Raw genomic sequence first — 23,578 nt, 5'->3', positions numbered from 1 at the left:
GGCGCCGCTCATCAGAGCGTTAGCAGAATGGAAATGCCTGAAACGCCTCAGTCGCTTCGGCCTGGTCGGAAAGGCGGGCAAGTGCGGGGTAGGCGTCTGGGCCGATAATCTCCGGCAGCATCTCGCGCGAAAAGCGATAGGCAACGGCGCTGGTGATGTCGGCCTGGAGAGGGCGGTCGCCGAACAGCCATCGATCTGACCGCCCAAGCTCGTCTTCCAGCAGGCGATAGGCGGCCACCAGCTGGCCACGGATCCGATCGAGCCAGGGTTGATGCCATTTCTCCGATGGGCGGAGGTTGCGCTCGTAGACGATCTGAACCGTCTTCTCGCAGGCAGCGAGCGCGAGGCCAACAATCCGCTGAGCCCGAGCGTGGGTCTTGAGATCAACCGGTGACAGTTTGAGCTCCGAGGCGGCCAACCGTTCAACATGTGCGAGAATGAGGCCTGAATCCATCAACACCACATTGTCGTGCGTAACCAATGATGGAGCTTTCACAACGGCATTGATGGCGGAAAACGCATCGAAGGTCGAGAATACCGACAGCGGGACATGTTCGAAGGGAATATCCTGCAGATGCAAGGAAATGGCGACCCGTCGTACATAAGGCGAGTCCAACATTCCGATCAGTTTCATTGCTCGTTCTCCATGTCTCATTGCGATCTCGCAGACGTTCGCGCGTATCGCAAATCCGCCTCATGAGAGCGAGGCTAACGGCGCAGGGTGGCGGTTGCCAGTGACCGATATTGCCACTATCGTAAGGATCATGCCAAAAGATCGAAATCCGCTCGTTGTCATCCTTGCCTATGATCGATTGTGTACTTTCGAGTTCGGCTGTGCCTTCGAAGTCTTCGGACTGTCCCGCCCGGAGCTGGGACCGGATTGGTATCGGTGCATGACGGCAGCGATCGAGCCTGCTCCCATCCGATGTGCAGGGGGATTACAGCTTCAACCAGATGGCGGGCTGGAATTGCTCGATGCCGCCGATACGATCGTCCTGCCTGGCTGGCGGTCGCCGGACGATCCAGCTCCCGAAGCATTGCTGGAGGCGCTTCGTCGGGTGCATGCCGCAGGTATCCGCATTGTATCCATCTGCGGCGGGGCCTTCGTTTTGGCACAGGCCGGTCTGCTGTCCGGAAGACGGGCGACCACGCATTGGCACCATCTCGGCAAACTCGCGGCTCGCTATCCGCAAATTGCGATAGAGCGACAGGCGCTTTATGTCGACGAAGGCACGATCCTGACCTCGGCAGGCAGCGCCGCGGGCCTCGATCTGTGCATCCATATCGTGCGCAGGGATTTTGGAGCGAGAGCGGCAAACAGTGTTGCGCGGCGACTTGTCGTTCCCTCGCATCGCGATGGCGGGCAATCCCAATTTCTGGAGCGTCCGGTGCCGCCGCCATCAGGCACACGTCTTTCGGCACTGCTCGATTTGGTCAGGGGGCGGATTGACGAGCAGTGGACCGTCGAGCGCATGGCAAGACAAGCGCGAGTGAGCATACGCAGCATTCATCGCCACATTAGCGAGGCGACCGGGATGGCGCCGGGCCAATGGCTGCAACGGGAGCGCATCGCATATGCGCGCGAACTTCTCGAAGAGACAACACTTTCCGTGGAGACCGTCGCTGCCCGCTCCGGCTTTGGCACAACAACCAATTTTCGCCAGCACTTCCGCGCGGTGGTCGGGCTGCCGCCGACAAGCTACCGTAGCCGGTTTAATATTGGAGAAACCGCAGGGCAATTCGAGCGTCAAAGCCAAGGAGGGGCAACGGTGGGTCTCCCTTCCTTGGCTCGACGGAAATGAAACTGTGTAATTATGCAGGCGCCCAAGCCGCGCCAAGCATCGGACACCCACCTTCCTGACCGCTTCAGTTTGCAGATAGCTTCTCGGCCAAGACGGCAAACAACACATGCTGGTTGCGCAGATGGCCTTCATCCACGCTCAGCTCCTGATGCTCATCGGCAATGTGCAGGGTGCGACTTTGGGCGCCCGTATCGGATTGGTTGACGAACCGGATCGTGCTGATGGTGGCGATCGCAATGCGGCCCTCGCGCAGGATCAAGACGTCCTGGTCCAAAGACGCACCCGGACCGAACTCGACCTTTTCGCCCCTCTCAAGCGCATCGTGTACCTTCCGCCAGAGATGCGGCAAAGTTCGCTCCTCCAATAGACGTTCCCAGATTTCGGCGGCTTGCCAAATATCCCAGCGCAGCAAGAGCTGCTTGCCATCTGACATAAGAATTTCAGTCGCAGCCTTGCCAACATAGGATCCAACATTGCTCATCTCGGCATAGGGATAGATCTTCCGGCCGTAGACCACGGCCTGCTCGTCAAAGGTCAGCTGCTTTGGGCTGAACGCATAATAGGCAAGCGTCGACCATTGGCCGACCATCATCAATAACATCAGGCCGCCGAGAATGACGACGCTGGTTGGGAGTGCGGCAAAGCCATATCGTCCGCAAAAGGCGGCGATTGCGCTGGCCGCAACTGCGCCCGTCAAGCTTATGAACAGAGAGCGAAGGGGCAATCGTCGCTTCGCATGGAATGCTGAAAACTGCTCATCAACCATGGGGTAGCGAATGGCTGGCCGCCGCCGCATAAAGACTGCATAGCCGCAAATATTCATCGCGCTTCATGCGCAAGTGTGTGGCGACGACAGTATGGCTTTTCGCGGGATCGCCACCTCGCAGAGAGATGATGCTGTTCGTCTTGATCACGCGATATGTGTCGATCCAGTCATTCTCGATCACGGTCGGCCATGCCATCAACTTGTCGAATCTCCGCGTGCGCAGGTGTAACCCGGCCTTCGACAGTATGATGATCGGTTGCCTCACATAGCGAAATTGCAGAAGTAGAACCGCGGCAGCGGCCAGAAAAAGGATCGCAAAACCGATCGCCCAGTTTGTTTTGCCCATAGAAATCAGCAGCGTGCTCAATGCACCGCCGGCAATGATGTAAAGCACTAGCCGGAACAGGATTTTCGGCACGGACACGAAGATTTCATGGGGCTGCTCCAGTTGGCGCAGCATGTTTTCGTTCAGATATATCGAGGTGTCCGAGGTTCGGGTCGCGGATGAGGTTGTCATAGGAATCAAAATCCATTCTTCATATTGAAGACGTCGAGATTAAAAGCCGATGCTGCGGCGGAATCACCAGATGCCGTCGCATGTCACCGATATAGTCGGATACATGTCCATGTCGATCCTGGTCGCGATCTTGACTGTGATCGTCGGTCCAACGTGCACAGGCAAACGCCTCCAACAGGCTGAGCTGGTGCGCAAGGCTGTCGCGAAGAAAACAGGGGCGGTGTCGCAAGGCCTGAGAGCGCACGCGTAAGCTATCGATGCGATTGGAACCTTCCTGGTGCCTGGACGAGACTTTCGGGGTGCGTGACTGCGGTCGCCTGGGCTGAAACAGCGCCGCCGACGGCGATCAATACGGGATTTTCGTAGCCGATTTTCCCTATGCCTTCGGCAAGATTTTCGAGGCTACCGTGCCATTGCTGCTGCGTGCTGCGACTGACGTCGGCCATGATGACCGTGCGAGTGGAAGGTTCAAGGCCTTCGGCGATCAGCCTGCTGGCGATGAGTGGCGCCGTCCTGCCACCCATGTAAAACACGGTTGTCGTATGGGGGTCGGCAACGCAGGCCCAGTCGATATCAGCCGGTAGTCCGCCGTGGCGGGAGTGGCCGGTGATGAAGCGTACGGATTGGGCGTAGTCGCGGTGGGTGAGGGACATGCCGAGGCAGGAGGCCATGGCGCTTGCTGCCGTAATGCCGGGAACAATGTCGACGGAGATGCCTTCGCGGCGAAGATGGTCGATTTCCTCGCCGGCACGACCGAAGACCATCGGGTCGCCCGACTTGAGGCGAACGACGCGCTTGCCGGCCTTGGCGAGGGCCAGCATCGTGGCGTTGATATCCTCCTGCTTGCAGCTTTCGCGTCCTCCACGCTTTCCCACCAGCATCCGTTTGGCCTCGCGGCGCGCGAGTTCCAGCACCTCGCTCGAAACAAGGTCATCGAACAGGATCACATCGGCAGCCTGCAAGGCGCGGACGGCTTTGAGCGTCAACAGTTCGGCATCGCCCGGGCCGGCACCCACGAGCGTCACCCGGCCRGCACTCCTGCCATCGCGGAGAGCAGGGCCGGCGGCCGCGAACAGGTCCAGCACCATATCGGCCTCGGGCTCCTCGCCGCCAAAGGCGCGATCGACGAAACCTTCCCAGAAACGCCGTCGTTGAACCGGCGACAGGGCCTCCGTCACATGGGAGCGGATGGTCTGGGCAAATCGGGCCCAAGACTTGAGTGACCGCGGGAGCAGCGTTTCGATGCGCCGGCGGATAGCCTGGCCGAGGATGGGAGCGGCGCCGTCCGTCGAGATGCCTATGACCACGGGCGAGCGGTTGACGATCGAGCCGAACTTGAATTGACAGAATTGCGGGATGTCGATGACGTTGACAGGAACTCCGGCTGCGATGGCGCGATCGTGGAAATGGCGTGCCTCCTCCTTGGTTTGGCAATCGCCGACCGCCAGGGCAAAGCCGTTGAAACACACCGACTGCCAGCAGGTATCGTGATGAATGAACTGGCCGTCTCGCTCCGTGAAAACCTCTGAAAGCTCGGCGGCACGACAGAAGACATGCACTTCCGCCCCGGCTGCAGCCAAAAGTTCGGCTTTCCATGCCGCACCGTCGCTACCCCCGGCAACCAGAACGGCCTTTCCGGCGATGTCAAAAAACACCGGCAGCGAGGCGAGGGGGGCGATGCGCTCCTGTCTGTCATTCGGCTGCTTGGCGAAGGCAATCATCGATAATCCCTCTGATTTCCATACGGCAGGAGCCGCAATTGGTTCCCGCCTTGAGGTGTTGGCCGATAGCCTCGACCGAATGGCAACCGTCCGCGACGGCGCTCGCGATCTGGTTGATGCCAACGGAGAAGCAGGAACAGACGGTGGCACCCGGATCGATTTGATCCGCACCCGGCCGGCCGGCGAGCACCGCAAAGCGCGCCGCCGCCGTCTCAAGCCGCGCGTCGAGTTGCCCGACAGCCCAGTCTCGCGAGACGGCGACGGGCTCCGGCGCGAGATAGAAGGCGAGCAACAGCTTTTCCCCTTGGAAAAAGCCGTGGCGTTGCTGGTGCGTCGAGTTGTCGACATAGGCGAGATGCTCGCCGCGATCGGACAGGCCGAAGGTCTCGCGGCACCAGGTTTCCACATGATCAGGCGCCTTGTCGAAGCCGAACTCCACGCGCCAGCCGGCCTGCGCTTTCGCGATCGCCCAATAAGGCGCCTCAAGTCTCAACGGGCGGGAGGCGGTGACCGCAAAGCCGTAATATGCCATTTCGGCGGGCCGCACCTGGGCGCCGGTGTTCTTGAGGGCGGGCTGGCCGGAGATGGGGTCGGTGCGTGGCGCCAGCAGAGTCGCCACGCGCGCATTGGCCGAATAGGCATCGTTCCAATGCATCGGTACGAAGATGCTGCCACGCGGCTGGCGTTCGGTGAGCAACGCGCGCAGCACGACCGAACCGTAGCAATTTTCCACCCTTACCAGGTTTGCCTTGTCGATGCCGAGTTTCATGGCGTCCACTGGGTTGATTTCGACGAAAGGTTCGGCGAGATGGGCTGAGAGCCGTGCCGCCTTGCCCGTGCGCGTCATCGTATGCCACTGGTCGCGGATGCGGCCGCTATTGAGCGTGAAAGGTGTATCCCTTGTCGTGCGATCGTCGCGCGCGGATGTGACGGCAACGAACCTTGCCCTGCGATCCGGCGTGTAGAATTTGCCGCCGGCGAAGAAGCGCGTGACGCCCTCGTCGTCGCCTTTGCGGTGCGGCCATTGGAACGGCAACATTGCCTCGAAGGCATCAGACGTGATAGCGGCCTTTGCGCCAATGTCGAAGTCGCGCGTGCCACCATTTTCGAAGCCGGAAAGGGCTGCGTGCTCGGCGAAGATGTCTGCCGGTCCGTCGTAGTCAAAACCGTTGAAGCCCATACGCTTGGCAACCTCGGCCATATGCCACCAGTCGGGCCTTGCTTGGCCGGGCAGGCCTAAAAAATGGCGCTGGCGGGAAATGCGTCGCTCGGAATTGGTGACGGTTCCGTCCTTTTCGCCCCAGCCGGCGGCAGGCAACAATATATGCGCGAGCGCAGCGGTGTCGGTATTCCTTTGGATGTCGGAGACGACGACCAAAGGGCAATTGCGGATGGCGTCGCGCACACGATCGGCATCCGGCATTGAAACGACCGGATTGGTGGCCATGATCCATAGCGCCTTGATGCGCCCATCCGCCACGGCCTCGAACATCTCGACGGCCTTGAGGCCAGGCTTTGCGGCGATGGTTGGCGAGTTCCAGAAGCGCTGCACCCGGTCACGCGCGGCCTCGTCCTCAATGTCCATATGCGCTGCAAGCATGTTGGCAAGGCCGCCGACTTCTCTTCCTCCCATCGCATTCGGCTGGCCAGTCAGGGAAAACGGACCCATGCCTGGCCCGCCGATGCGTCCTGTCGCGAGATGGCAGTTGATGATGGCATTGACCTTGTCACTGCCAACAGAGGATTGGTTGACGCCCTGGCTATAGCAGGTCACCACCCTTTCGGTCGTTTCAAACAGGCGGTAGAAAGCGCCGAGTTCGGCGACAGACAGCCCCGTTTCCTCCGCGACATCTGGCATGCTTCTGGTTAGGGCCGCGTCCAGCGCATCACGGAAGCCGATTGTGTGCGCCGATACATAGTCGCGGTCGAAGGCTGGCGATCCGGCGAGATGGGCAAGCAGTCCATTGAAGAGGGCGACATCGCCATCGCTTTTGATCGTCAGGTGCATGTCCGCGACATCCGAGGTGACCGAGCGCCTGGGATCGATGGTGACGATTTTCATGTCAGGCCTGACTTGTCTGGCCGCCTGGATCCGCTGGTTGAGCACCGGATGGCACCATGCAAGGTTCGAGCCGACGAGCACGATCAGCTCGGCAAGTTCGAGATCCTCATAGACACCTGGCACCGTGTCTGTGCCGAAGGCGCGGCGATGGCCGGCGACGGAGGAGGCCATGCATAGCCGCGAATTGGTGTCGATATTGGCCGATCCGATGAAGCCCTTCATCAGCTTATTAGCGACGTAGTAGTCCTCGGTCAGGCATTGTCCGGAGACATAGAACGCAACCGAGTCCGGCCCGTGTTCGGCAATCGTCTCGCTGAAGCGCCGCGCCGTGAGATCGAGAGCCTCGTCCCAGCTCGTCGTTCGGCCGTCGATTTCCGGGTAGAGCAACCGGCCGTCGAGGTCGATGGTTTCGGCAAGCGCGGAGCCTTTCGAGCAGAGGCGTCCGAAGTTGGCGGGATGGTCGGGGTCGCCTTTGACAGAGACCTCGCCGTCTTCATCCAACCTTGCAATGACGCCACAGCCGACGCCGCAGTAGGGACATGTGGTCTTGGTCTCAATGGACATGGGCTATTCTCCCACGCTCTCTCATCCTCACTCCGCCGCCATCATCAGGCTGTCGAGCGCGATGAACAGAGCGCCATCCTCAATGCGGATAGGAAGGGTCCGCACCTCGCCCCGGTCTGCTCCGAGCGCCTTGCCGGTCTTAAGCGAGATCACCCAATTGTGCAGCGGGCAGGTCACGGCCGTACCGTGGACGATGCCTTGGCTCAAAGGGCCACCTTTGTGTGGGCAATGATCCTCAATAGCGAAGACCTCGTTTTCGGCCGTGCGGAACACGGCAATCTTGCCCTGCGGGGTTTTCACGCATCGCGCTCCGCGCAGAGGAATGTCTGCGATATCGCCGATCGGATGCCAGCTGTCGTTTGGCCAGTTCATGTCCATCTCCTCACTCCGCGGCGTGCGGGTAACCGATCGTCGCCATCGGCTTAAACTCGTGCTTATCCTTGCCGGAGACTCGCTCCGACCAGGGATCGACCTGTGCAAACCTCTGGCTGAAGACGAAGCGTTCGTAGTAGGCCTTGCGTCTCTCGCCGTCCTGCACGATTTGGCGACGGATCTCCTCGAGGCCGATGCGCTTCGCCCATTTGTAGATGCGCTCAAGATAGCGGGCCTGCTCGCGATACATCTGGGTCAGCGCCACGATATGCTCCAGCGCCTCGTGTTCGGTCTTGACCACGCCCAAGACTTCCGTGCCCTTGATGTCGAGGCCGGCGGCACCGGCGAAATGGATTTCGAAGCCGCTGTCGACGCAGATGACACCGATGTCCTTGCAGGTCGCCTCGGCGCAATTTCGCGGACAGCCGGAGACGGCAAGCTTGAGCTTTGCCGGCGTCCACGAACCCCACATGAATTTCTCGATGCGGATGCCGAGGCCGGTGGAATCCTGCGTGCCGAAGCGGCACCAGTCGGAGCCGACGCAGGTCTTCACCGTGCGCAGGCCCTTGGCATAGGCCTGGCCGGAAATAAAGCCGGCCTTGCCGAGATCGGCCCAGACGGCGGGTAGGTCCTCCTTGTGTATGCCGAGCAGATCGATGCGCTGGCCGCCGGTGACCTTCACCATCGGGATTTCGAACTTGTCGACGACATCGGCGATCGCTCGCAGTTCGCCGGAGCTGGTCACGCCGCCCCACATACGCGGTACCACGGAATAGGTGCCATCCTTCTGGATGTTGGCGTGCACCCGCTCGTTGATGAAGCGTGACTGGTAGTCGTCGGCATATTCATCCGGCCAGTCGCAGACGAGATAGTAATTCAGTGCCGGACGGCACTTCGCGCAGCCACAGGAGGTTTTCCATTCAAGTTCCTGCATCACGGCTGGGATGGTCTTCAGCTTCTTGGCCTTGATCAAGCGGCGCACGTCGTCATGGCCAAGCTCCGTGCAAGTGCACATCGGCTGCACGGCTTTGGGATTATAGGCATCGCCCAGCGTGATCGACATGAGTTGTTCGACAAGCCCGGTGCAGGAGCCGCAGGAGGCCGAGGCCTTCGTGTGGGCACGCACGTCATCGAGCGAGGTCAATCCCTTACCGGTGATTGCCGCCGTGATCTTGCCCTTGCAGATGCCGTTGCAGCCGCAGATCTCCGCATCATCCGGCAAGGCTGCAACGGCCGCCATAGGGTCCAGCGGCGACCCTCCTTGATAGGCCTGGCCGAAGATCAAGGTGTCGCGCATCAGCGAGATGTCGGTCGCCTTCTTCTTCAGGTCATTGAACCAGGCGCCGTCGGCCGTTTCACCATAGAGAACCGTGCCGATAATGCGGTTGTCCTTGAGCACCAGTCGCTTGTAAACGCCGCCGGCCGCATCGCGCAGGACGATTTCTTCGCGATCGTCGCCATCGGCGAAATCACCGAGCGAGAAGAGGTTGATGCCGGTGACTTTGAGCTTTGTTGGCGTGTCCGAATGCACGAAGGCGGCTGAGCGGTCACCCGCCAGATGCGATGCCGCGACCCGCGCCATCTCGTAGAGCGGGGCCACCAGGCCATAGACCTGTCCACCGACTTCGGCGCATTCGCCAAGCGCCATGATCGAGCCATCCGAGGTCTGCATGCCATCATCGACGACGATGCCGCGGTTGACGGCGATGCCGGCTTCCTTCGCAAGGGCGATATTGGGACGGATGCCGACGGCCATCACCACCAGCGTCGCGGGGATGATGCGGCCATCGTCAAGCTCGATGCCTTCGACCTTGCCATCCCCGATAATCGCCTTGGTGTTGGCTTTGGTAATGACTTTGATGCCGCGATCCTCGACGGCGCGCTCAAGGAGATAGCCGGCGGCCGGATCGAGCTGACGCTCCATCAAAGTCGGCTGCACGTGCAGAACGGTCACATCCATGCCACGCTGATTGAGGCCGGCGGCGGCCTCCAGACCCAGCAGGCCGCCGCCGATGACGACGGCATTCTCGCGCGATTGGGCGGCAAGCAGCATGGCCTGCACGTCGTCGAGGTCGCGATAGGTGATGACGCCGCGCAAGTCCTTGCCCGGAACCGGAATGATGAAGGGTATCGAGCCCGTCGCAATGACCAGTCTGTCGTAGCTTTCGGTCACGCCATGATCAGACGTTACCGTCTTGGCAGCCCGGTCGATGGCGACGATCCTGTGACCCTTATAGAGGGTGATGTCGTGCTTGATGTACCATCCGTCGCCATGGATGATGATCTGTTCGTAGTCTTTCTCGCCCGACAGCACCGGCGAGAGCATGATGCGGTCGTAATTGACGCGCGGTTCGGCGTTGAAGATCGTGATCTGGTGGAGACCGGGTGCCTTTTCGAGAAGGTGCTCGAGCATGCGTCCAGGCGCCATGCCGTTGCCGATGATGACGAGTTTCTGGGTCATGGTATCACTCCGCAGCTTCGACGAAGCGGTGGCGTTCGTAGAGGAACTTCAGCACAGCCTCGCGGCATTTGAGATAGGTTTTGTCCGATGCAAGCTCGATGCGATTGCGCGGTCGCGCAATCGGCACATGGAGGATATCGCCGATATGGGCGGCCGGACCGTTGGTCATCATGACGATACGGTCGGAGAGCAACACCGCCTCGTCGACATCATGGGTGATCATCACCATGGTGCTGCCGAGGCGGGTGTGGATTTCCATCACCGCGTCCTGCAGGTGGGCGCGGGTGAGCGCATCGAGCGCGCCGAAGGGTTCGTCGAGCAGCAGGATCTTCGGCTGCATGGCAAGTGCGCGTGCGATGCCGACGCGCTGTTTCATGCCGCCGGAGATTTCCGCGGGACGCCTGTCCTTGGCATGCGCCATCTGAACGAGGTCGAGGTTGCGCATCACCCAGTCATGGCGCTCGGCCTTGGACTTCGTGCCGCGAAACACTTTCGAGACGGCAAGATTGACGTTTTCGTAGACGCTGAGCCACGGCAGCAAACTGTGGTTCTGGAAGACCACGGCGCGCTCGGGGCCGGGTTCGTTGACCTCTCGGTTTTCAAGGAGCACCGCGCCGGCGGAGACCGGGGTGAGACCGGCAATGAGATTGAGCAGGGTCGATTTACCACAGCCCGAATGGCCGATGATCGACACGAACTCTCCCTTGTCGATCAGGAGTTCGATGCCCTTCAGCACCACGGCGCGCTGGCCGCCGCGATCGAAATACTTGTCGATATGATCGAGCTTCAGATAGGCGTTCATCCTGTTCTCCTCAATTGCTCGTCATGCCGCGGGTCACGACGGCTCCAAGGCCGGCGACCAAACGGTCGAGGACAAAGCCGGTGACGCCGATATAGGCCAGCGCCACGATGATGTCGGGCAGGCGCGAGGAGTTCCACGCGTCCCAGATGAAGAAGCCGATGCCGACGCCGCCGGTCAGCATCTCAGCGGCAACGATGGCAAGCCAGGAAAGCCCTGCACCGATGCGAAGACCCGTGAAGATATAGGGGGCGGCGGCCGGCACCATGATGCGGAAGAAGAATTCGATCTGGTTGAGACGCAGGACCTTGGCGACGTTGCGATAATCCTGCGGAATATTGCGAACGCCGGTCGCGGTGTTGATGATGACGGGCCAGATGGAGGTAATGAAGATCACGAAGATCGCCGAAGGATTGGAATTCTGGAAGGCGGCGAGCGAGAGCGGCAGCCACGCAAGCGGCGGCACGGTACGCAGCACCTGGAAGATCGGATCGAGGCCACGCATCGCCAAGACCGATTGCCCGATCAGTGCGCCGGTCAACACGCCAACGACAGCAGCAAGGCCGAAGCCATAGGCGACGCGCTGCAGCGAGACGAGCACGCGCCAGGCAAGCCCGATATCCTGCGGACCGTTGTTGAAAAACGGATTGATGATGAGATCATAGCTCTCCTGCCAGACCTGTGATGGCGGCGGCAGGCTTGCGCCCGGCTGCTCGCAGAGCAGTTGCCAGATGCCGAGCAGAAGCACCAGAACCACAAGAGGCGGCAGGGTGTTACGCAGGATGACAAGCCCGATTTGACGAATGTCGATGCTGGGGGCAGGGCGAGCCGAGAGGGTAACGACTTGGCCCTTGAGCGCTTCAGGCGCCGTCGGGCCGGGTGTGTGTTTGCGTGCGAGAGCTGACATTATGATGCCACCTTGATCGAGAGGCTTTCGAGATAGGCAGAGGGGTTCTCCGGATCGAAGACTTTGCCGTCGAAGAAGATTTCCTTGCCGCGAGAGGTTGATGTGGGAATATCCGAAGCGGCAACGCCGAGATCCTTGGCGGCATCGCGCCAGATATCCTGCCGGTTTACCTGTCCGACCAGCGCCTTGATGTCGGTATTGGGCGCAAACTTGCCCCAGCGGATATTTTCGGTGATGAACCAGGCATCGTGGCTGCGGAACGGATAGGACACGCCACCCTTCCAGAACTTCATGTAGAGATCTGTGCCCTTGGCAAGGCGGCCGTTGCCGTAGTTGATGTCGCCTTTCAAGCGGCCAAGCACGTCCTTCGGCGGCACGTTGAACCATTGTCGTTTGCCGAGAATGGTCGCCATCTCCTCCTTGTTGTCCATGCTATCGCACCATTGCTGGGCTTCCATCACAGCCATCAGCAGGGCTTTGGCTGCCTTCGGGTTCTTCTCGATCCAGTCGGCGCGCATGCCGAGAGCTTTCTCCGGGTGGCCCTTCCAGATCTCGCCTGTCGTACAGGCGGTAAAGCCGATGCCCTGGTTGACGAGCTGTTCGTTCCACGGTTCCCCGACACAGAAGACGTCCATGTTGCCGACCTTCATGTTCGCCACCATCTGCGGCGGCGGCACGACGATGGTCGAGACATCCTTGTCGGGATCGATGCCGCCGGCGGCCAGCCAATAGCGCATCCACAGATCATGCGTGCCACCGGGGAAGGTCATGGCCGCCTTGATTTCCTTGCCCGCGGCTCTTTTCGCGTCAAAGGCGGCCTTCAGTTTGGAGGCATCAAGCTGGACGCCAGTTGCCGCATATTCCTTGGCAACCGAAATGCCCTGGCTGTCGTAGTTGAGGCGTGCAAGGATCGCCATCGGCACAGGCTGGTTGTTCTGCGTTACCTTGCCCGTGTGCATCAGGTAGGGGAGCGGCGAGAGAATATGGGCGCCGTCGATGCCGTTTGCCGCCCCACCAAGCACGAGATTGTCGCGCGTCGCACCCCAGGATGCCTGCTTGGCGACATCGACATCGGGCAGGCCGTGTTTTTCGAAGAGGCCTTTTTCCTTGGCAATAACCAGCGGTGCCGCATCGGTGAGGGCGATATAGCCGAGCTTGGCGCCTGTCACTTCAGCTCCGCCCGTGGCCGCAAAGGCGCCGGAAGGGAAGGCGGCTTTGACCGCACCGATCAGAGCCGCGGCGGCAGACGTCTTCAAAAGGTTTCGGCGTGTAACACCATTGGTCAGGATCTCTTTCACGTGCTGTTTCCCCTTATTGGCTCACGACGGAAGAATTTCGGACATAAAAAAACGCCGCTCGATCGATGCGGCCGGGGATGGAATGGGAGTCCCGGGGCATGAACCGTGCGACGTCGATGTCTTTGCGAGCGCGTTATCAGCGCATTGCGTGCCTGGATCGCCGTTGATCGAGGCAGCCTTAACCAAGCAATCCGCGTGCCAGTTTTTGAGGTGGCGCGTAGCTCTATGAAAATACTGAGTTATTTCGAACTTGGTCAGATTCGCCGCTTTTGTGTGCAGATGCTGCAACTGCTAACATTTTAGGCGACTGCGCGCTCTGCGATCGAAGGCCTTGCGCCAATTCTGTGCAGTGCAGCGTACGCGGCGGGTCTTAAATGTCGTCCGTCGAGAGCTGTGCTGCGCTTGCTGCCTTCACGGCAAATCCTTCGACATAATCGGCCATTTCGGCGGGATCGAAGACATGTCCGTCCATGAAGCGATCGCCCTCCTTATCGCCCTCAATGCGGATATCGGCCTCGTCCGGCCCCGCTCCGGCGCCGAGTGCGAGCCTGTAAAGATCCGGACGATAGGCCGAGGCGGCGATTTTCATGTTCTGTTTGGATAGGGCAATCTGGCCCCAGCGGATCATCTGGCTGAATATCCATAGAGCCTGGCTTGGGCGCGGATAATTGGCAAAGTCGCCATGAAAGGAAAAATATCGATCGATCACGCGCCGATTGCCCCTGGCATCGAGGTTGAATTCACCTGATAGCACGCGGCGGATGATGGCGGCGGGCGCCGCGATGTAGCGGGGATCGGCAAGCGCCTCGGCGAGCGCGTCGTGATTTTCCGACCGGTCGCACCAGCGGGCGGCGGCATCAAGCGCAACGATCAGGCGTGAAACCGTTTCGGGATGGCTCTCGGCCCAATCCGGGCGCATTCCAATCACCTTCTCCGGAGCGGAGGGCCATATGTCCTGCTTGGCGGCGACAATGCGCCCAACGCCGCGCTCGGACGCAACCATGTTCCAGGGAGCGCCGACGCAGAAACCGTCGATGGCGCCGGCTGCAAGTGCGTCGGATGTCAGCGGCGGTGGGACGACGACGAGCTTCACGTCCCGGTCAGGGTCGATACCGCCGGCGGCCAGCCAATATCGGAACTCGTAATTATGAGACGAGAACGGATAGGTCATTCCGAACGTCGGAGGTGCCTCGCCACGGTCCTTCCCATGCGAAAGCACGACCGCCAACGCCCTGGCGTTTTCGAGTGCGCTCGCCTGTTCAGCAATCCCAGCTTGATCGCGCATACGATCGAACAGCCTGACGGAAAGAGTGATCGCGCTGCCACCCAGGCCGAGTGAGAAGGGGGTGATCGTCGACGAAGGATTGGAGCCAAGGCCAAGCATCGAAGCCACCGGCATCGGCGACAGCATGTGTGCGATGTCGAATTGGCGGAAGGCCAATCGGTCGCGGACATTGGCCCATGAGACATCCTTGACTAGTTCGAGTGCCAGTCCCTCCCTGGCTGCAAAGCCGAATTCGGCCGCAGCGATCAGGACGGAAGCATCGACGAGCGGAATAAAGCCGGCGCGCAGGACCTTCTGCTCCCTGCCGCTGACGCGTTCGGGGGCAATAAGCTTGCTACTGGAGCGTTCGATTATCGTCATCTTCTCTTACCTCGGCTTTCTCCCGGTATCGCGATCACATCAGCAGCCCAGCCGCCGTCACCACACTCTGAGCGATTTCGGAGATCTTCTTCTTCTCGTTCATGGCTGTCTGACGCAGGAGTGCAAAGGCATCTTCCTCCGACAGGCCGCGCATCTTCATCAGAATGCCCTTTGCGCGCTCGACGATCTTGCGCTCCTCCAGAGCGGATTTTGCTTCGGCAAGCTCTCTTTGAAGGCGGGAGAAGGCGTTGAAGCGGCTGACCGCCATGTCGAGGATGGATTTGACCCGCTCCTTCTTCAATCCGTCGACGACATAGGCCGAAACACCCGCCTCCATGGCGGCCTCGATCTGGGCCGTATCGGATCTGTCGACAAACATCGCGATCGGCCTGCCAACGGTGCGCGTCAACTGAAAAAGGTGCTCCATCATGTCGCGATTTGGGTTTTCGATATCGATGACGATGACGTCCGGCTTGAGCGCCTCGATGACGCGGGCAACACCGTTGACTTCATGAATGACCATGACCTTGCCGTGCCCGGCTTCACGTAGCCCTTCCTCGATGATCGAGGCGCGGATCACGTTTTCGTCGATGATCAGAATTGTCAACTCGGAGAGGACCATCGCCACCTTCAATCGATGACGCCATGCAGATAGATCGCGAAACCGCCCGCCGATATCAGCAGGGACCAGAGCGGCGACAGGGTTCGTCCGAGCGCGAGCGCGATCGTCATGCCGCAAGCGATCAAGGTCGCACCTGCAAGCACACCGCAATTGGCGAATGAAAGGCCGATCGCGCACAGGAATATGCTGGTCGAAGCCGTTACCAGTGCGAGGCGGCTATGCGACATCTGCGGCCCCGAGGTGAAGATGGAGGAGCAATCCGCCCAACTGAAGCCGATGGCAATGCACAAGAATGGCAGGAGCAGTCCCACTTGATGTTCCCTTTCGAACTCTTCGAACCAAAGCGCGTCACTGCCGCAAAGCCGCTCGAGTTGTTCCAAGCAAGTCGCGTGCCATGAAGTAATGCTTTGTAAATACTGAGGATTTCTATGCCGCAGGCGATAGAGTTCGAAATGAGTGCCTGTTTGATAGGCACTCAATGCGCATACTGCAGCAATTCGTGATGAGCACGTTTAACCGCCGCCGATGCTCGTCAGCCTCCAAGGCGGCGGAGGATAGTGTTCGGGCTTTCGAGCCTTGCCGACTAAATATCCAAGCGCCTTCAGCCCCACATTGTCACGGCGTGATCAACGATCTCCCTCGTGCGGGTCAGCCGGGCATCCGCCTCTCCCAAGGGCGATTTGGTAACAAGGCCCGCTTCCATGGCTGAGGCCCCAACTGCCAGGAACTCGTCATCATCCATCACCTGAGCGGTCTCGAACTCGATCCAGCGCCGCTTGCCGCTGATGATGAGCGGCGCGCCCTCCCTTATCCGCGGGCGGTCCGGCCATCGGCGTTGCTCTGCAAGATGCAGTGCCGTACAACGGTTGAAATCGACGCCGATCAGAAGAACCTTGGCCTCCAGCCTGTAGAGCGCACCCAGAGGTGAGTGCTCTCCGAGGGGATCATCGAGAGCATGCTCTCTCGTGATCTCCTCCGCCAGAGGCCCGAGAGCCGCGAAGGATGTCGAGGGGTGGTTGCTCCTTGCCGCGCCGGGCCAGATCCGAAATAACTCGGCAACGGCTCCCATGTTCCTCGTCGGCGTGGTTCTGGCATCGAAGGGAGGCATGTTGGCCTTAATCGGCTCGATCCATTCCTTGGGTACAGGAGGCATTGCCCAGTTCGCGGGATTGGTTATCTGCGCCGAATGCGCCGGCATTACGAGAGTGCCCGCCGATCCCACCGCCTCGATCAAGGCCTGGATGACGGCGACAGCTCCACCGCAGACCCACCCCAGGGAGGCGAGCGATGTGTGCACTATGAGGATGTCGCCGTGGCGGACACCGATCTTGCCGAGATCGGCGGTCAGGCTGTCGACGGTGACCGGGGATTTGGTTCGGGCGATCTTGTCTGCTTCGCTCATGGCATTCTCTCTGCTGCTTATATTTCTGACGCTGTCGGGCGTCCGAAGACCGGGTGTCACAGCGATGATAGCGTCGCAAAGGGGGAAATACAGCCAGCCCCATTTGCTCGATGCCGGCTGAACCGCAAGATCAGCGGCAGGGCGGAGGGATGTCGCATCGGGCACAGCCGATTGACCTTCAATACAATTGACGATGAGATAGGCTATGGTCCGACCAAACGGTCATGTCAGCAGGAGACTGCCGGTTGAATGCCGTCTTTAAGGAGCAGGCGCGTCGGAAATCGAAGTGGAAAGCAAGCGCTGTGACCTCGAGGCGCTTGCGACCAATATCATTCTCTGCCTGCATGTCGGGTGTGATACATGAAGGGTCCAACGGATAGACCATGGCAATAGTAGATACGAAACCAATCCCGCAACCCGTCGTCGCGCGCCTAACGCGTGCGGCGATTTTTATCGTTCTCACCATCAATCCAGGTCGCGAAAGCGAAGCCGCCGTCCGGTCGATGTGCGCTGATCTCGGCGGGCTGCTGCGGGCGGTTGGATTTCGTGATCTCGAAGGTCGTCTCTCCTGCGTCATGGGCTTCGGATCCGATATGTGGGACCGCCTGTTTGATGGACCGAGGCCGAAAGACCTGCATCCTTTCAAGGAAATTCGCGGTGTGCATCATGCTGTTTCTACCCCGGGCGACGTGCTCTTTCACATTCGCGCGGCACGTATGGACCTTTGTTTCGAGCTGGCAATGGAAATCATGTCGCGGCTTGGCGATGCGGTGGCGACCGCAGATCAGATCCAGGGTTTTAGCTATTTCGACGACCGCGATCTGATCGGCTTCGTCGACGGGACGGAAAATCCAGTCGACCAGGAAGCGATCGACGCAGCGATCATCGATGGCGAAGACCCGGCCTTTGCCGGCGGCAGCTATGTGATCGTCCAGAAATACCTGCACGATCTGAAGAAATGGAATGCGATTCCCGTCGAAGTGCAGGAAGGCATCGTCGGACGCAAGAAATTCTCGAATATCGAACTCGATGACAGCGTCAAGCCGAGCTATGCCCATAATGCCCTGACGACTATCGTCGAAGATGGCAAGGAGCTTGATATCGTCAGAGACAATATGCCGTTCGGCGACGTCGGGAAGGGCGAGTTTGGAACCTATTTCATTGGCTATGCGAGATCTCCGGTGCGCATCGAGCAGATGCTTGTCAACATGTTTGTCGGCCGTCCGCCCGGGAATTATGATCGCTTGCTTGATGTCAGTCGGGCGGTCACAGGCAGCCTGTTCTTCATTCCATCCGCGATGTTCCTGGAGAGTGTCGAGTCAGACGCTGCCCCATCAGCGGCCGAACCCGTTGCTGCCGATAGGTCAGATGATGCAAAGCCTGCCGCCCGCAATGAAAGCATGGACGCTTCCCTCGGGATCGGCTCATTAAGGAAAGAGGTTTGACATGAACAATCTTCACCGGGAGCTTGCTCCCATCTCCGAAAAGGCTTGGGAGCAGATCGAGGCGGAAGCAAAGAGAACACTCAAGCGCCATTTGGCTGCGCGTCGTGTCGTCGATGTCGATGGGCCGAAAGGACTCGATTTTTCGGCCACCGGCACAGGGCACGTCAAGAAAGTCGCGAGCCCGGGCGATGGCGTTCAGGCTTCCCTGCGAGAGGTCAGACGGGTCGTCGAACTGCGTGTTCCGTTCGAACTTTCGCGATCGGCCATCGATGATGTTGACCGAGGTGCGGAGGATTCCGACTGGTCTCCGATCAAGGAGGCGGCACGCAGGCTCGCCTTCAGTGAGGACCGCGCCGTATTCGAAGGTTTTGCGCCCGCAGATATCCAGGGGATCGGTGAGAGCAGCAGCAATCCCGCCCTGACCCTTTCCGCAAGTGTCAAAAACTATCCGGACGTCGTCGCGAAGGCCGTTGGCCTTTTGCGCCTTGCCGGCGTCGAAGGGCCTTACGCCCTGGTTCTTGGCGAGGAAGCCTACACAGCCGCAAGCGGCGGCAGCGACGAGGGGTATCCGGTGCTCCATCATATCGAAAAAATCGTCGATGGCGGGATCTTCTGGGCGCCGGCGATCAAGGGTGGCTACGTCCTGACGACCAGAAGTGGTGATTTCGAACTCGATCTCGGCCAGGACATTTCCATAGGCTATCTCAACCATTCCGCGACAGCAGTCGAGCTCTACTTTCAGGAAAGCTTCACCTTTCGGGTGCTGACGGCCGAGGCAGCGGTCACCCTTTTGCCCGCTCCGGGAGAAGCGGAAAAGGGCTCGTAGGCCAAAACGACGGGGGAAGGAGTGCTCGCGCGCAGCAGCTCCCATTCCCAGCAATGGCAGTTTTGGCGGGCTTGAGATTGTCCGCCATCACTTTCGGCATGCGCGTAGACTTGCGGTCGCCTGCGCCGGAATGCTCAGCGCAGTGACAGAATGCGCTTCGGGTCGATCTTGCCGCGGAGCAGGTCTGAAAGAGCAAGGAGATTGCCTTTCAATCGTCCGCGCCGATCGACGAGGCCCTGCGGCCGCAGGCTGCCAACGATGTTCGCGCAGGTGTTTCCAATCGCAAAACGCAGCGCTCTTCGCCACCCCATTGTACCCTTGCGCGCGACATAGACTGAATTCGCGATCTGCGAGTAGCCAAACCGCAGACCGGACGTGCGACCGCGTTTTACGCCCCGATGGACGCCGCGCAGCGCGTCGGCAAACACGATGCGGCCCTTGCCGGCAAGCTGGCCTGAGAAATCGATATCCTCATGCCAGCCATAGAGTGGCAGGTTCTCATCGAAGCGTGCGCCGATCCGCATTATCGTCGCAAAGCGAAACGCCATGTTACAGCCATAGAGGTTTTCGGCCGGCGCAACACGCGCCTCCCCCCTCTCAGGTGCAGTGTCGCTTGCCAGAATTGAAAACGTCTCCGGCAGATCTATGCCCGAGCCGCGGATGCCGTCGGCAAGAACATGGCCGGTCGCGGCGATGATGTCCGGATTCTGCAGGAAGAGATGCTCAGTCTCGGCAAGAAAGCGATCGGCCGGAAGAAAGTCGTCGTCGAAGAAGACGATCAGATCCGCTTCGCCGGCGGCGTCGAAGATGGCATTTCGTTGGGCGCTCGAACCCTGTGGGCCGACGACATGCTCCACAGGAGCAGCGAGCTCTGCCGCGTGGTCCCAATCGACGTCGCTGTCGTTAACAGGGCAGATCAGAATACGATCGGGGCGCCGCTCCTGCTTGTCGATCTGTGCTAGCGTATCCCGAAGGACCTCACGGCGCCCCGTGGTGGCAATCCCCACGACAATGACAACAGGTTTGGTTTGAGATGTGTCGATCATGATATCTACACTGCGATCCAGCGAACGAGGGTTAGCAGGGGAAGAGCGGTAAGGGCTGCCACGGCAACGAGCGCGAGACCCGTGGAGATCAGCAGGCTACCTGGCTGCCATGCGGAGATCAGCCAGGCAAGCAGCAATGCGGCCGCTGGCGGCAGCACCGGCTGCCACGGCATGGTGAACGATCGCCAGCGCTGCATGAACACCCCGATAAGAGTAGCCGCTGCTGCCCCGGTGGCCGCTCCGGCGGTCACCGCCATAGGGGTGCCGGCGCCAAGCCATGCAGCTGCAAGTGCGCCGCCGCAGGTCAGAACGCATTCGATAATCGCCAGCCCCAGGATGATGGGCAGCAGACGCTTGAGTTGCGCTGGCGTCGGAAGCACGGTTTGGACGACCGCGCGCAGCATCGCCATCAGCATCACGAAGGGCGCTGCGTGCAGAAATGCCTCCCGAAGGCCAGCCGGTACGACGAGCTGGGTCGCAAGGCTAAGTGTCGCGACGATTGCAGCTGCGCCAATCAGTGAAAGCCCCACCAGCAGCGCGTAATATCTGCCAAGCTCAGCCTGGATCGTCTGCGCGCCGCCCTTCCGGTCAAATTGCGCCACCAGATCGGGGAAGCGGATCGCTTGAAGCGACGAGGTCAGCATCACGAAAGGGCGCTGAAGCAGGTCAAGCGCCAGCATCGGGCCGGCGGCAGCCGAACCCAGCGACCCAAGCAGAATGGACTTGATGCCGAGCGGCACCAGGAGCGTTGCGACCCCGGCTCCGGCTGATATGCCGCCATAAGCGAGGTTACGCTTTACGATGTCGCCATCCCAGCATGCGGAGAGAGGCATCACTTGGCGCGATTGAAATAAGGCGAGTGTGCAGTAGATCACATTGCCGGCCATAACGCCGGCAACAACGTGAGCGAGATCGGCACGGAGCGCGGCACCGGTAATCGTGGCTAGCGCGAGCGTCGTCGCGCGCGCACCCTGAAGCCAGGAGAAGAGACGGAACTCCTGTCGAAATCGCAGCATCGTCAGATGCAGTTCGCCTGCGCCCTGCAGGATCGCCGCCAATGCCCCGACCAGCCCCAGCCAGATAGAGATGCCGAAAAGCGGCCCGAGAAAGGCAACGAGCAAGCAGATGCCGCCACTGCCGGCAAGTTCGGTGCCGATAACTCCGCGCTCAACCTGCTCGCTGGCCTGGTCGGGGCCAGGGTAGAAGCGGCTGGAGGCGGCGCTAATCCACTGGAAGCAGACGATGTCGGCGAACTGGACAATGGAGATGAATAGCGAATAGCCCGCATAATCTTTGGCGGGAAGCAGGTTGGCGATGACAATGAGCAGCCCGAAGGCGACGAGCGACTGATAGAGATAGGCGCCCAGGGCAGCGATCTTGGCCATCAGGCCGCGATCCTCTTCAAATGGAACCTATCAATCATGTCGCTGTTCCCTACCCAACTCAACGTCTGAACGCATCTGCCTCGCGCCTCAACCAGATGAGATAGAGCAAAAAGATTAATAGAGGCCACCAATCGACGCGTCGCCGCCTCGTTCAGCACCAACGGCATCGCAGGCCTCTCAAACTCATGATACGATGGTCAGAATGGGACGATCGTGGACGAGACGGGAAGTCCCGATACCGGTGCCGATCATGGGCCGCAGGGTTGGCGGGAGGCCTCACTGGGAGGCCACGGTCCCGCGAGAAAGGATCGCCTTTCAGCGGCGTAGGGCGGAAAAAAAGAGCCCAGCCGGAAATCGGCTGGGCTGCCTAATGGGATCAATTAGGGATTTGCGCGGTTCATGCCGACGGTAAGCGCACCGGAGCTCGTCTGCGTCGCATTACCGTAATCGGTGTTCGGTGAACCACCATTCGTGTCTCGCTGGAAGAGAGTACCGTTGAAGCTGTACGAGACGATGGCGCCCGAGATCGGATAGTTGGGATCAGACACATTGGTAATGTTGCGATAACCCCGCACAATGTTCGAGTTGACAAGAATAGACGAAGCAGAGCCATTGGCTGAGTAGGCTATTCCCATGGGGCAATTGTTGATCAGGTTGCCACTCGCCATGATATCCTTGGCCGCATCATTGACCCCCAAGCCAATTGCCGCGCCCGCCGTCGAAGTAATGACATTGTTGGTTACGATCGTGTTGGTCTCCACCGTAATGCCGCGACCGGTGGTGAAGGGCTTCGAGCCATCGGGGTAGGGAATGGCGTTGTTGGTGATGTTGTTGACGATATTGTTCGACACCAAGCAGCGATCCGCAAGGCCATCGCCGTAGAGACCGGAGTTGGCGACCGTAATGCCTAGTCCCGCGGTATCGATGTTGTTCCCGCTGACGATGCAGCCGCTCAGATTCTCGCCGGCGCCCGGTGCTTCGATGAAGATCGCTGCCTCCTGCAGGTTCCAGCAGTAATTGTTGACGACGTGACTGTTGGTGGCGGCATTCAGGCGAATGGCGGAGAATTTCGTATTGAAGATGTTGTTTGCGCTGACCTTAACATTGCCGGCCCTGTAGACTAGGATTCCGTTTCCGTATTGGCCGGTGCCGCCCGCTGCGTTGTTGACCCAGTTGATCGTATTGCCTGATACCAGCGAACCGTTGCCGCCAAGCGAACTGGTCCAGACGCAAATGCCGTTGTTGTTCAGCGTGCTTAAGCCGTTGTCTTCGATATAGACCGTGCAATCGATGGAAAAAATCCCGGTATCGCAATTGGAAATGCGATTGTCAGCGATGCGGCCGCGCGCATTGCTGGCTGCATAGATCCCAGCCACCGGTGAATTCGTAACGCTGCATTCCGAGAGAATGAAGTCCGTCGTGGATGATCCCTCGAAGCGAATGAGACCGGCTATTCCGGAAGAGGTGATCGCCTGGTTATTGCCGTCGAAATTGATGCCGCGAATGACGACATCCGGAACGTTGTTCACATCCAGCAGATAGGGTGCCGCGCCGCTCAACCTGACGGTAACGGTGCCTTGCTCGGCAAACATTTCAAGGCGGTTTCCGCCGCCGCTTGCCGCGTCGACAAGGATCTGAGATGTGAGGTAGAGGCCGGGGAGCAGCTGAAGCGGTTTTGCACTACTGCGTGCATTATTAACGGCCGTTTGCAGATTTGCTACAGCAGACCATCCGGTGCCCGGCGAGGAAGATGCCTGTGTGATAACCATCAAATTATCGAGTGATTTCTGATATATAGTCATATTTTCCCACTTAGATTTTGATGTTTCAAAGAACCGTGCCCTTCATTGCCGAAGGACGCTATGGTTGTAATTTTTCTTTGTGGCGCCATGTTGTTGAAGCTATGATCTTCTTAGGTTTGCGACCGGCGACTACGTG

20 protein-coding genes are annotated in these 23,578 nt (G+C 59.8%); 3 read left to right on the top strand and 17 right to left on the bottom strand.

Features of this window, described 5'->3' with window-relative positions:
- Positions 1-19 precede the first annotated feature (19 nt).
- On the bottom strand, positions 20-634 hold the full coding sequence (locus QD461_RS18920) for a glutathione S-transferase (protein ID WP_414089137.1): 615 nt from the start codon (positions 632-634) through the stop codon (positions 20-22).
- A 130-nt stretch (positions 635-764) separates the two neighbouring features.
- On the opposite strand from QD461_RS18920, the gene ftrA reads away from it, so the two are divergent.
- Positions 765-1,802 carry a transcriptional regulator FtrA gene (ftrA, locus tag QD461_RS18915; RefSeq protein WP_414089160.1) on the top strand — a complete coding sequence of 346 codons (1,038 nt, stop codon included), beginning with the start codon at positions 765-767 and terminating at the stop codon, positions 1,800-1,802.
- Between the two features lie 64 nt (positions 1,803-1,866).
- On the opposite strand, the gene QD461_RS18910 is transcribed toward ftrA, so the two are convergent.
- The 13 genes from QD461_RS18910 to QD461_RS18850 all read right to left on the bottom strand — a co-directional run bounded on the left by QD461_RS18910 (position 1,867) and on the right by QD461_RS18850 (position 16,938).
- On the bottom strand, positions 1,867-2,526 hold the full coding sequence (locus tag QD461_RS18910; RefSeq protein ID WP_414089136.1) for a hypothetical protein: 660 nt from the start codon (positions 2,524-2,526) through the stop codon (positions 1,867-1,869).
- Between the two features lie 34 nt (positions 2,527-2,560).
- Entirely contained in the window at positions 2,561-3,085 is a 525-nt protein-coding gene (locus QD461_RS18905; RefSeq protein WP_414089135.1) for a hypothetical protein, read from the bottom strand.
- A 251-nt stretch (positions 3,086-3,336) separates the two neighbouring features.
- Positions 3,337-4,806 (bottom strand): siroheme synthase CysG, encoded by a 1,470-nt coding sequence (gene cysG, locus QD461_RS18900; protein WP_414089134.1) that lies wholly within the window; start codon positions 4,804-4,806, stop codon positions 3,337-3,339.
- Positions 4,778-7,432, bottom strand: coding sequence for a molybdopterin-dependent oxidoreductase (locus tag QD461_RS18895; RefSeq protein WP_414089133.1), 2,655 nt, complete (start codon positions 7,430-7,432; stop codon positions 4,778-4,780). Before QD461_RS18895 ends, cysG begins: the two co-directional genes overlap by 29 nt.
- A 27-nt stretch (positions 7,433-7,459) precedes the next feature.
- Positions 7,460-7,810: a nitrite reductase small subunit NirD gene (gene nirD / locus QD461_RS18890; RefSeq protein ID WP_414089132.1), complete on the bottom strand. Its 351-nt coding sequence runs from the start codon at positions 7,808-7,810 to the stop codon at positions 7,460-7,462.
- 4 nt (positions 7,811-7,814) lie between these two features.
- Positions 7,815-10,265: a nitrite reductase large subunit NirB gene (gene nirB, locus QD461_RS18885; protein ID WP_414089131.1), complete on the bottom strand. Its 2,451-nt coding sequence runs from the start codon at positions 10,263-10,265 to the stop codon at positions 7,815-7,817.
- A gap of 4 nt (positions 10,266-10,269) precedes the next feature.
- Complete coding sequence (locus QD461_RS18880; RefSeq protein WP_414089130.1) at positions 10,270-11,067, bottom strand: ABC transporter ATP-binding protein; 798 nt, start codon at positions 11,065-11,067, stop codon at positions 10,270-10,272.
- A gap of 10 nt (positions 11,068-11,077) precedes the next feature.
- Positions 11,078-11,971: a nitrate ABC transporter permease gene (ntrB, locus tag QD461_RS18875; RefSeq protein WP_414089129.1), complete on the bottom strand. Its 894-nt coding sequence runs from the start codon at positions 11,969-11,971 to the stop codon at positions 11,078-11,080.
- A complete protein-coding gene (locus tag QD461_RS18870) occupies positions 11,971-13,269 on the bottom strand; it encodes a CmpA/NrtA family ABC transporter substrate-binding protein (RefSeq protein ID WP_414089128.1) in 1,299 nt (432 codons plus the stop codon). Before QD461_RS18870 ends, ntrB begins: the two co-directional genes overlap by 1 nt.
- A 370-nt stretch (positions 13,270-13,639) precedes the next feature.
- Positions 13,640-14,914: a CmpA/NrtA family ABC transporter substrate-binding protein gene (locus tag QD461_RS18865; protein WP_414089127.1), complete on the bottom strand. Its 1,275-nt coding sequence runs from the start codon at positions 14,912-14,914 to the stop codon at positions 13,640-13,642.
- A gap of 34 nt (positions 14,915-14,948) precedes the next feature.
- On the bottom strand, positions 14,949-15,536 hold the full coding sequence (locus QD461_RS18860) for an ANTAR domain-containing response regulator (protein WP_414089126.1): 588 nt from the start codon (positions 15,534-15,536) through the stop codon (positions 14,949-14,951).
- Positions 15,537-15,544: 8 nt separating this feature from the next.
- Entirely contained in the window at positions 15,545-15,916 is a 372-nt protein-coding gene (locus QD461_RS18855) for a hypothetical protein (RefSeq protein WP_414089125.1), read from the bottom strand.
- Positions 15,917-16,137: 221 nt separating this feature from the next.
- Complete coding sequence (locus QD461_RS18850; RefSeq protein WP_414089124.1) at positions 16,138-16,938, bottom strand: aminoglycoside N(3)-acetyltransferase; 801 nt, start codon at positions 16,936-16,938, stop codon at positions 16,138-16,140.
- 383 nt (positions 16,939-17,321) lie between these two features.
- Here QD461_RS18850 and QD461_RS18845 point away from each other — a divergent pair, with 383 nt between their 5' ends.
- Together QD461_RS18845 and QD461_RS18840 are read left to right on the top strand one after the other, a co-directional pair.
- A complete protein-coding gene (locus tag QD461_RS18845; protein ID WP_414089123.1) occupies positions 17,322-18,383 on the top strand; it encodes a Dyp-type peroxidase in 1,062 nt (353 codons plus the stop codon).
- Between the two features lies 1 nt (position 18,384).
- A complete protein-coding gene (locus tag QD461_RS18840; protein ID WP_414089122.1) occupies positions 18,385-19,209 on the top strand; it encodes a family 1 encapsulin nanocompartment shell protein in 825 nt (274 codons plus the stop codon).
- Between the two features lie 134 nt (positions 19,210-19,343).
- Here QD461_RS18840 and QD461_RS18835 read toward each other — a convergent pair whose 3' ends face one another.
- From QD461_RS18835 to QD461_RS18825, 3 genes are all read right to left on the bottom strand, one after another.
- Positions 19,344-20,255, bottom strand: coding sequence for a glycosyltransferase family 2 protein (locus QD461_RS18835; RefSeq protein ID WP_414089121.1), 912 nt, complete (start codon positions 20,253-20,255; stop codon positions 19,344-19,346).
- A gap of 5 nt (positions 20,256-20,260) precedes the next feature.
- Positions 20,261-21,640, bottom strand: coding sequence for a hypothetical protein (locus tag QD461_RS18830; RefSeq protein ID WP_414089120.1), 1,380 nt, complete (start codon positions 21,638-21,640; stop codon positions 20,261-20,263).
- A 380-nt stretch (positions 21,641-22,020) separates the two neighbouring features.
- A complete protein-coding gene (locus QD461_RS18825; RefSeq protein ID WP_184705707.1) occupies positions 22,021-23,409 on the bottom strand; it encodes a TIGR03808 family TAT-translocated repetitive protein in 1,389 nt (462 codons plus the stop codon).
- Positions 23,410-23,578: the final 169 nt, after the last annotated feature.

Source organism: Rhizobium sp. BR 314, from assembly GCF_047445805.1.
Classification (GTDB): domain Bacteria; phylum Pseudomonadota; class Alphaproteobacteria; order Rhizobiales; family Rhizobiaceae; genus Rhizobium; species Rhizobium lusitanum_B.
Note: the sequence above shows the minus strand (reverse complement) of the source record. Positions and strands in the feature narration are given on the sequence as shown.

Coding starts and splice junctions, on each gene's coding strand:
- QD461_RS18920 (WP_414089137.1), bottom strand. CDS start 634: ATGAAACTGATCGGAATGTTGGACTCGCCTTATGTACGACGGGTCGCC.
- ftrA (WP_414089160.1), top strand. CDS start 765: ATGCCAAAAGATCGAAATCCGCTCGTTGTCATCCTTGCCTATGATCGA.
- QD461_RS18905 (WP_414089135.1), bottom strand. CDS start 3,085: ATGACAACCTCATCCGCGACCCGAACCTCGGACACCTCGATATATCTG.
- QD461_RS18895 (WP_414089133.1), bottom strand. CDS start 7,432: ATGTCCATTGAGACCAAGACCACATGTCCCTACTGCGGCGTCGGCTGT.
- nirD (WP_414089132.1), bottom strand. CDS start 7,810: ATGGACATGAACTGGCCAAACGACAGCTGGCATCCGATCGGCGATATC.
- nirB (WP_414089131.1), bottom strand. CDS start 10,265: ATGACCCAGAAACTCGTCATCATCGGCAACGGCATGGCGCCTGGACGC.
- QD461_RS18880 (WP_414089130.1), bottom strand. CDS start 11,067: ATGAACGCCTATCTGAAGCTCGATCATATCGACAAGTATTTCGATCGC.
- ntrB (WP_414089129.1), bottom strand. CDS start 11,971: ATGTCAGCTCTCGCACGCAAACACACACCCGGCCCGACGGCGCCTGAA.
- QD461_RS18865 (WP_414089127.1), bottom strand. CDS start 14,914: ATGACGATAATCGAACGCTCCAGTAGCAAGCTTATTGCCCCCGAACGC.
- QD461_RS18860 (WP_414089126.1), bottom strand. CDS start 15,536: ATGGTCCTCTCCGAGTTGACAATTCTGATCATCGACGAAAACGTGATC.
- QD461_RS18850 (WP_414089124.1), bottom strand. CDS start 16,938: ATGAGCGAAGCAGACAAGATCGCCCGAACCAAATCCCCGGTCACCGTC.
- QD461_RS18845 (WP_414089123.1), top strand. CDS start 17,322: ATGGCAATAGTAGATACGAAACCAATCCCGCAACCCGTCGTCGCGCGC.
- QD461_RS18840 (WP_414089122.1), top strand. CDS start 18,385: ATGAACAATCTTCACCGGGAGCTTGCTCCCATCTCCGAAAAGGCTTGG.
- QD461_RS18835 (WP_414089121.1), bottom strand. CDS start 20,255: ATGATCGACACATCTCAAACCAAACCTGTTGTCATTGTCGTGGGGATT.
- QD461_RS18830 (WP_414089120.1), bottom strand. CDS start 21,640: ATGGCCAAGATCGCTGCCCTGGGCGCCTATCTCTATCAGTCGCTCGTC.
- QD461_RS18825 (WP_184705707.1), bottom strand. CDS start 23,409: ATGGTTATCACACAGGCATCTTCCTCGCCGGGCACCGGATGGTCTGCT.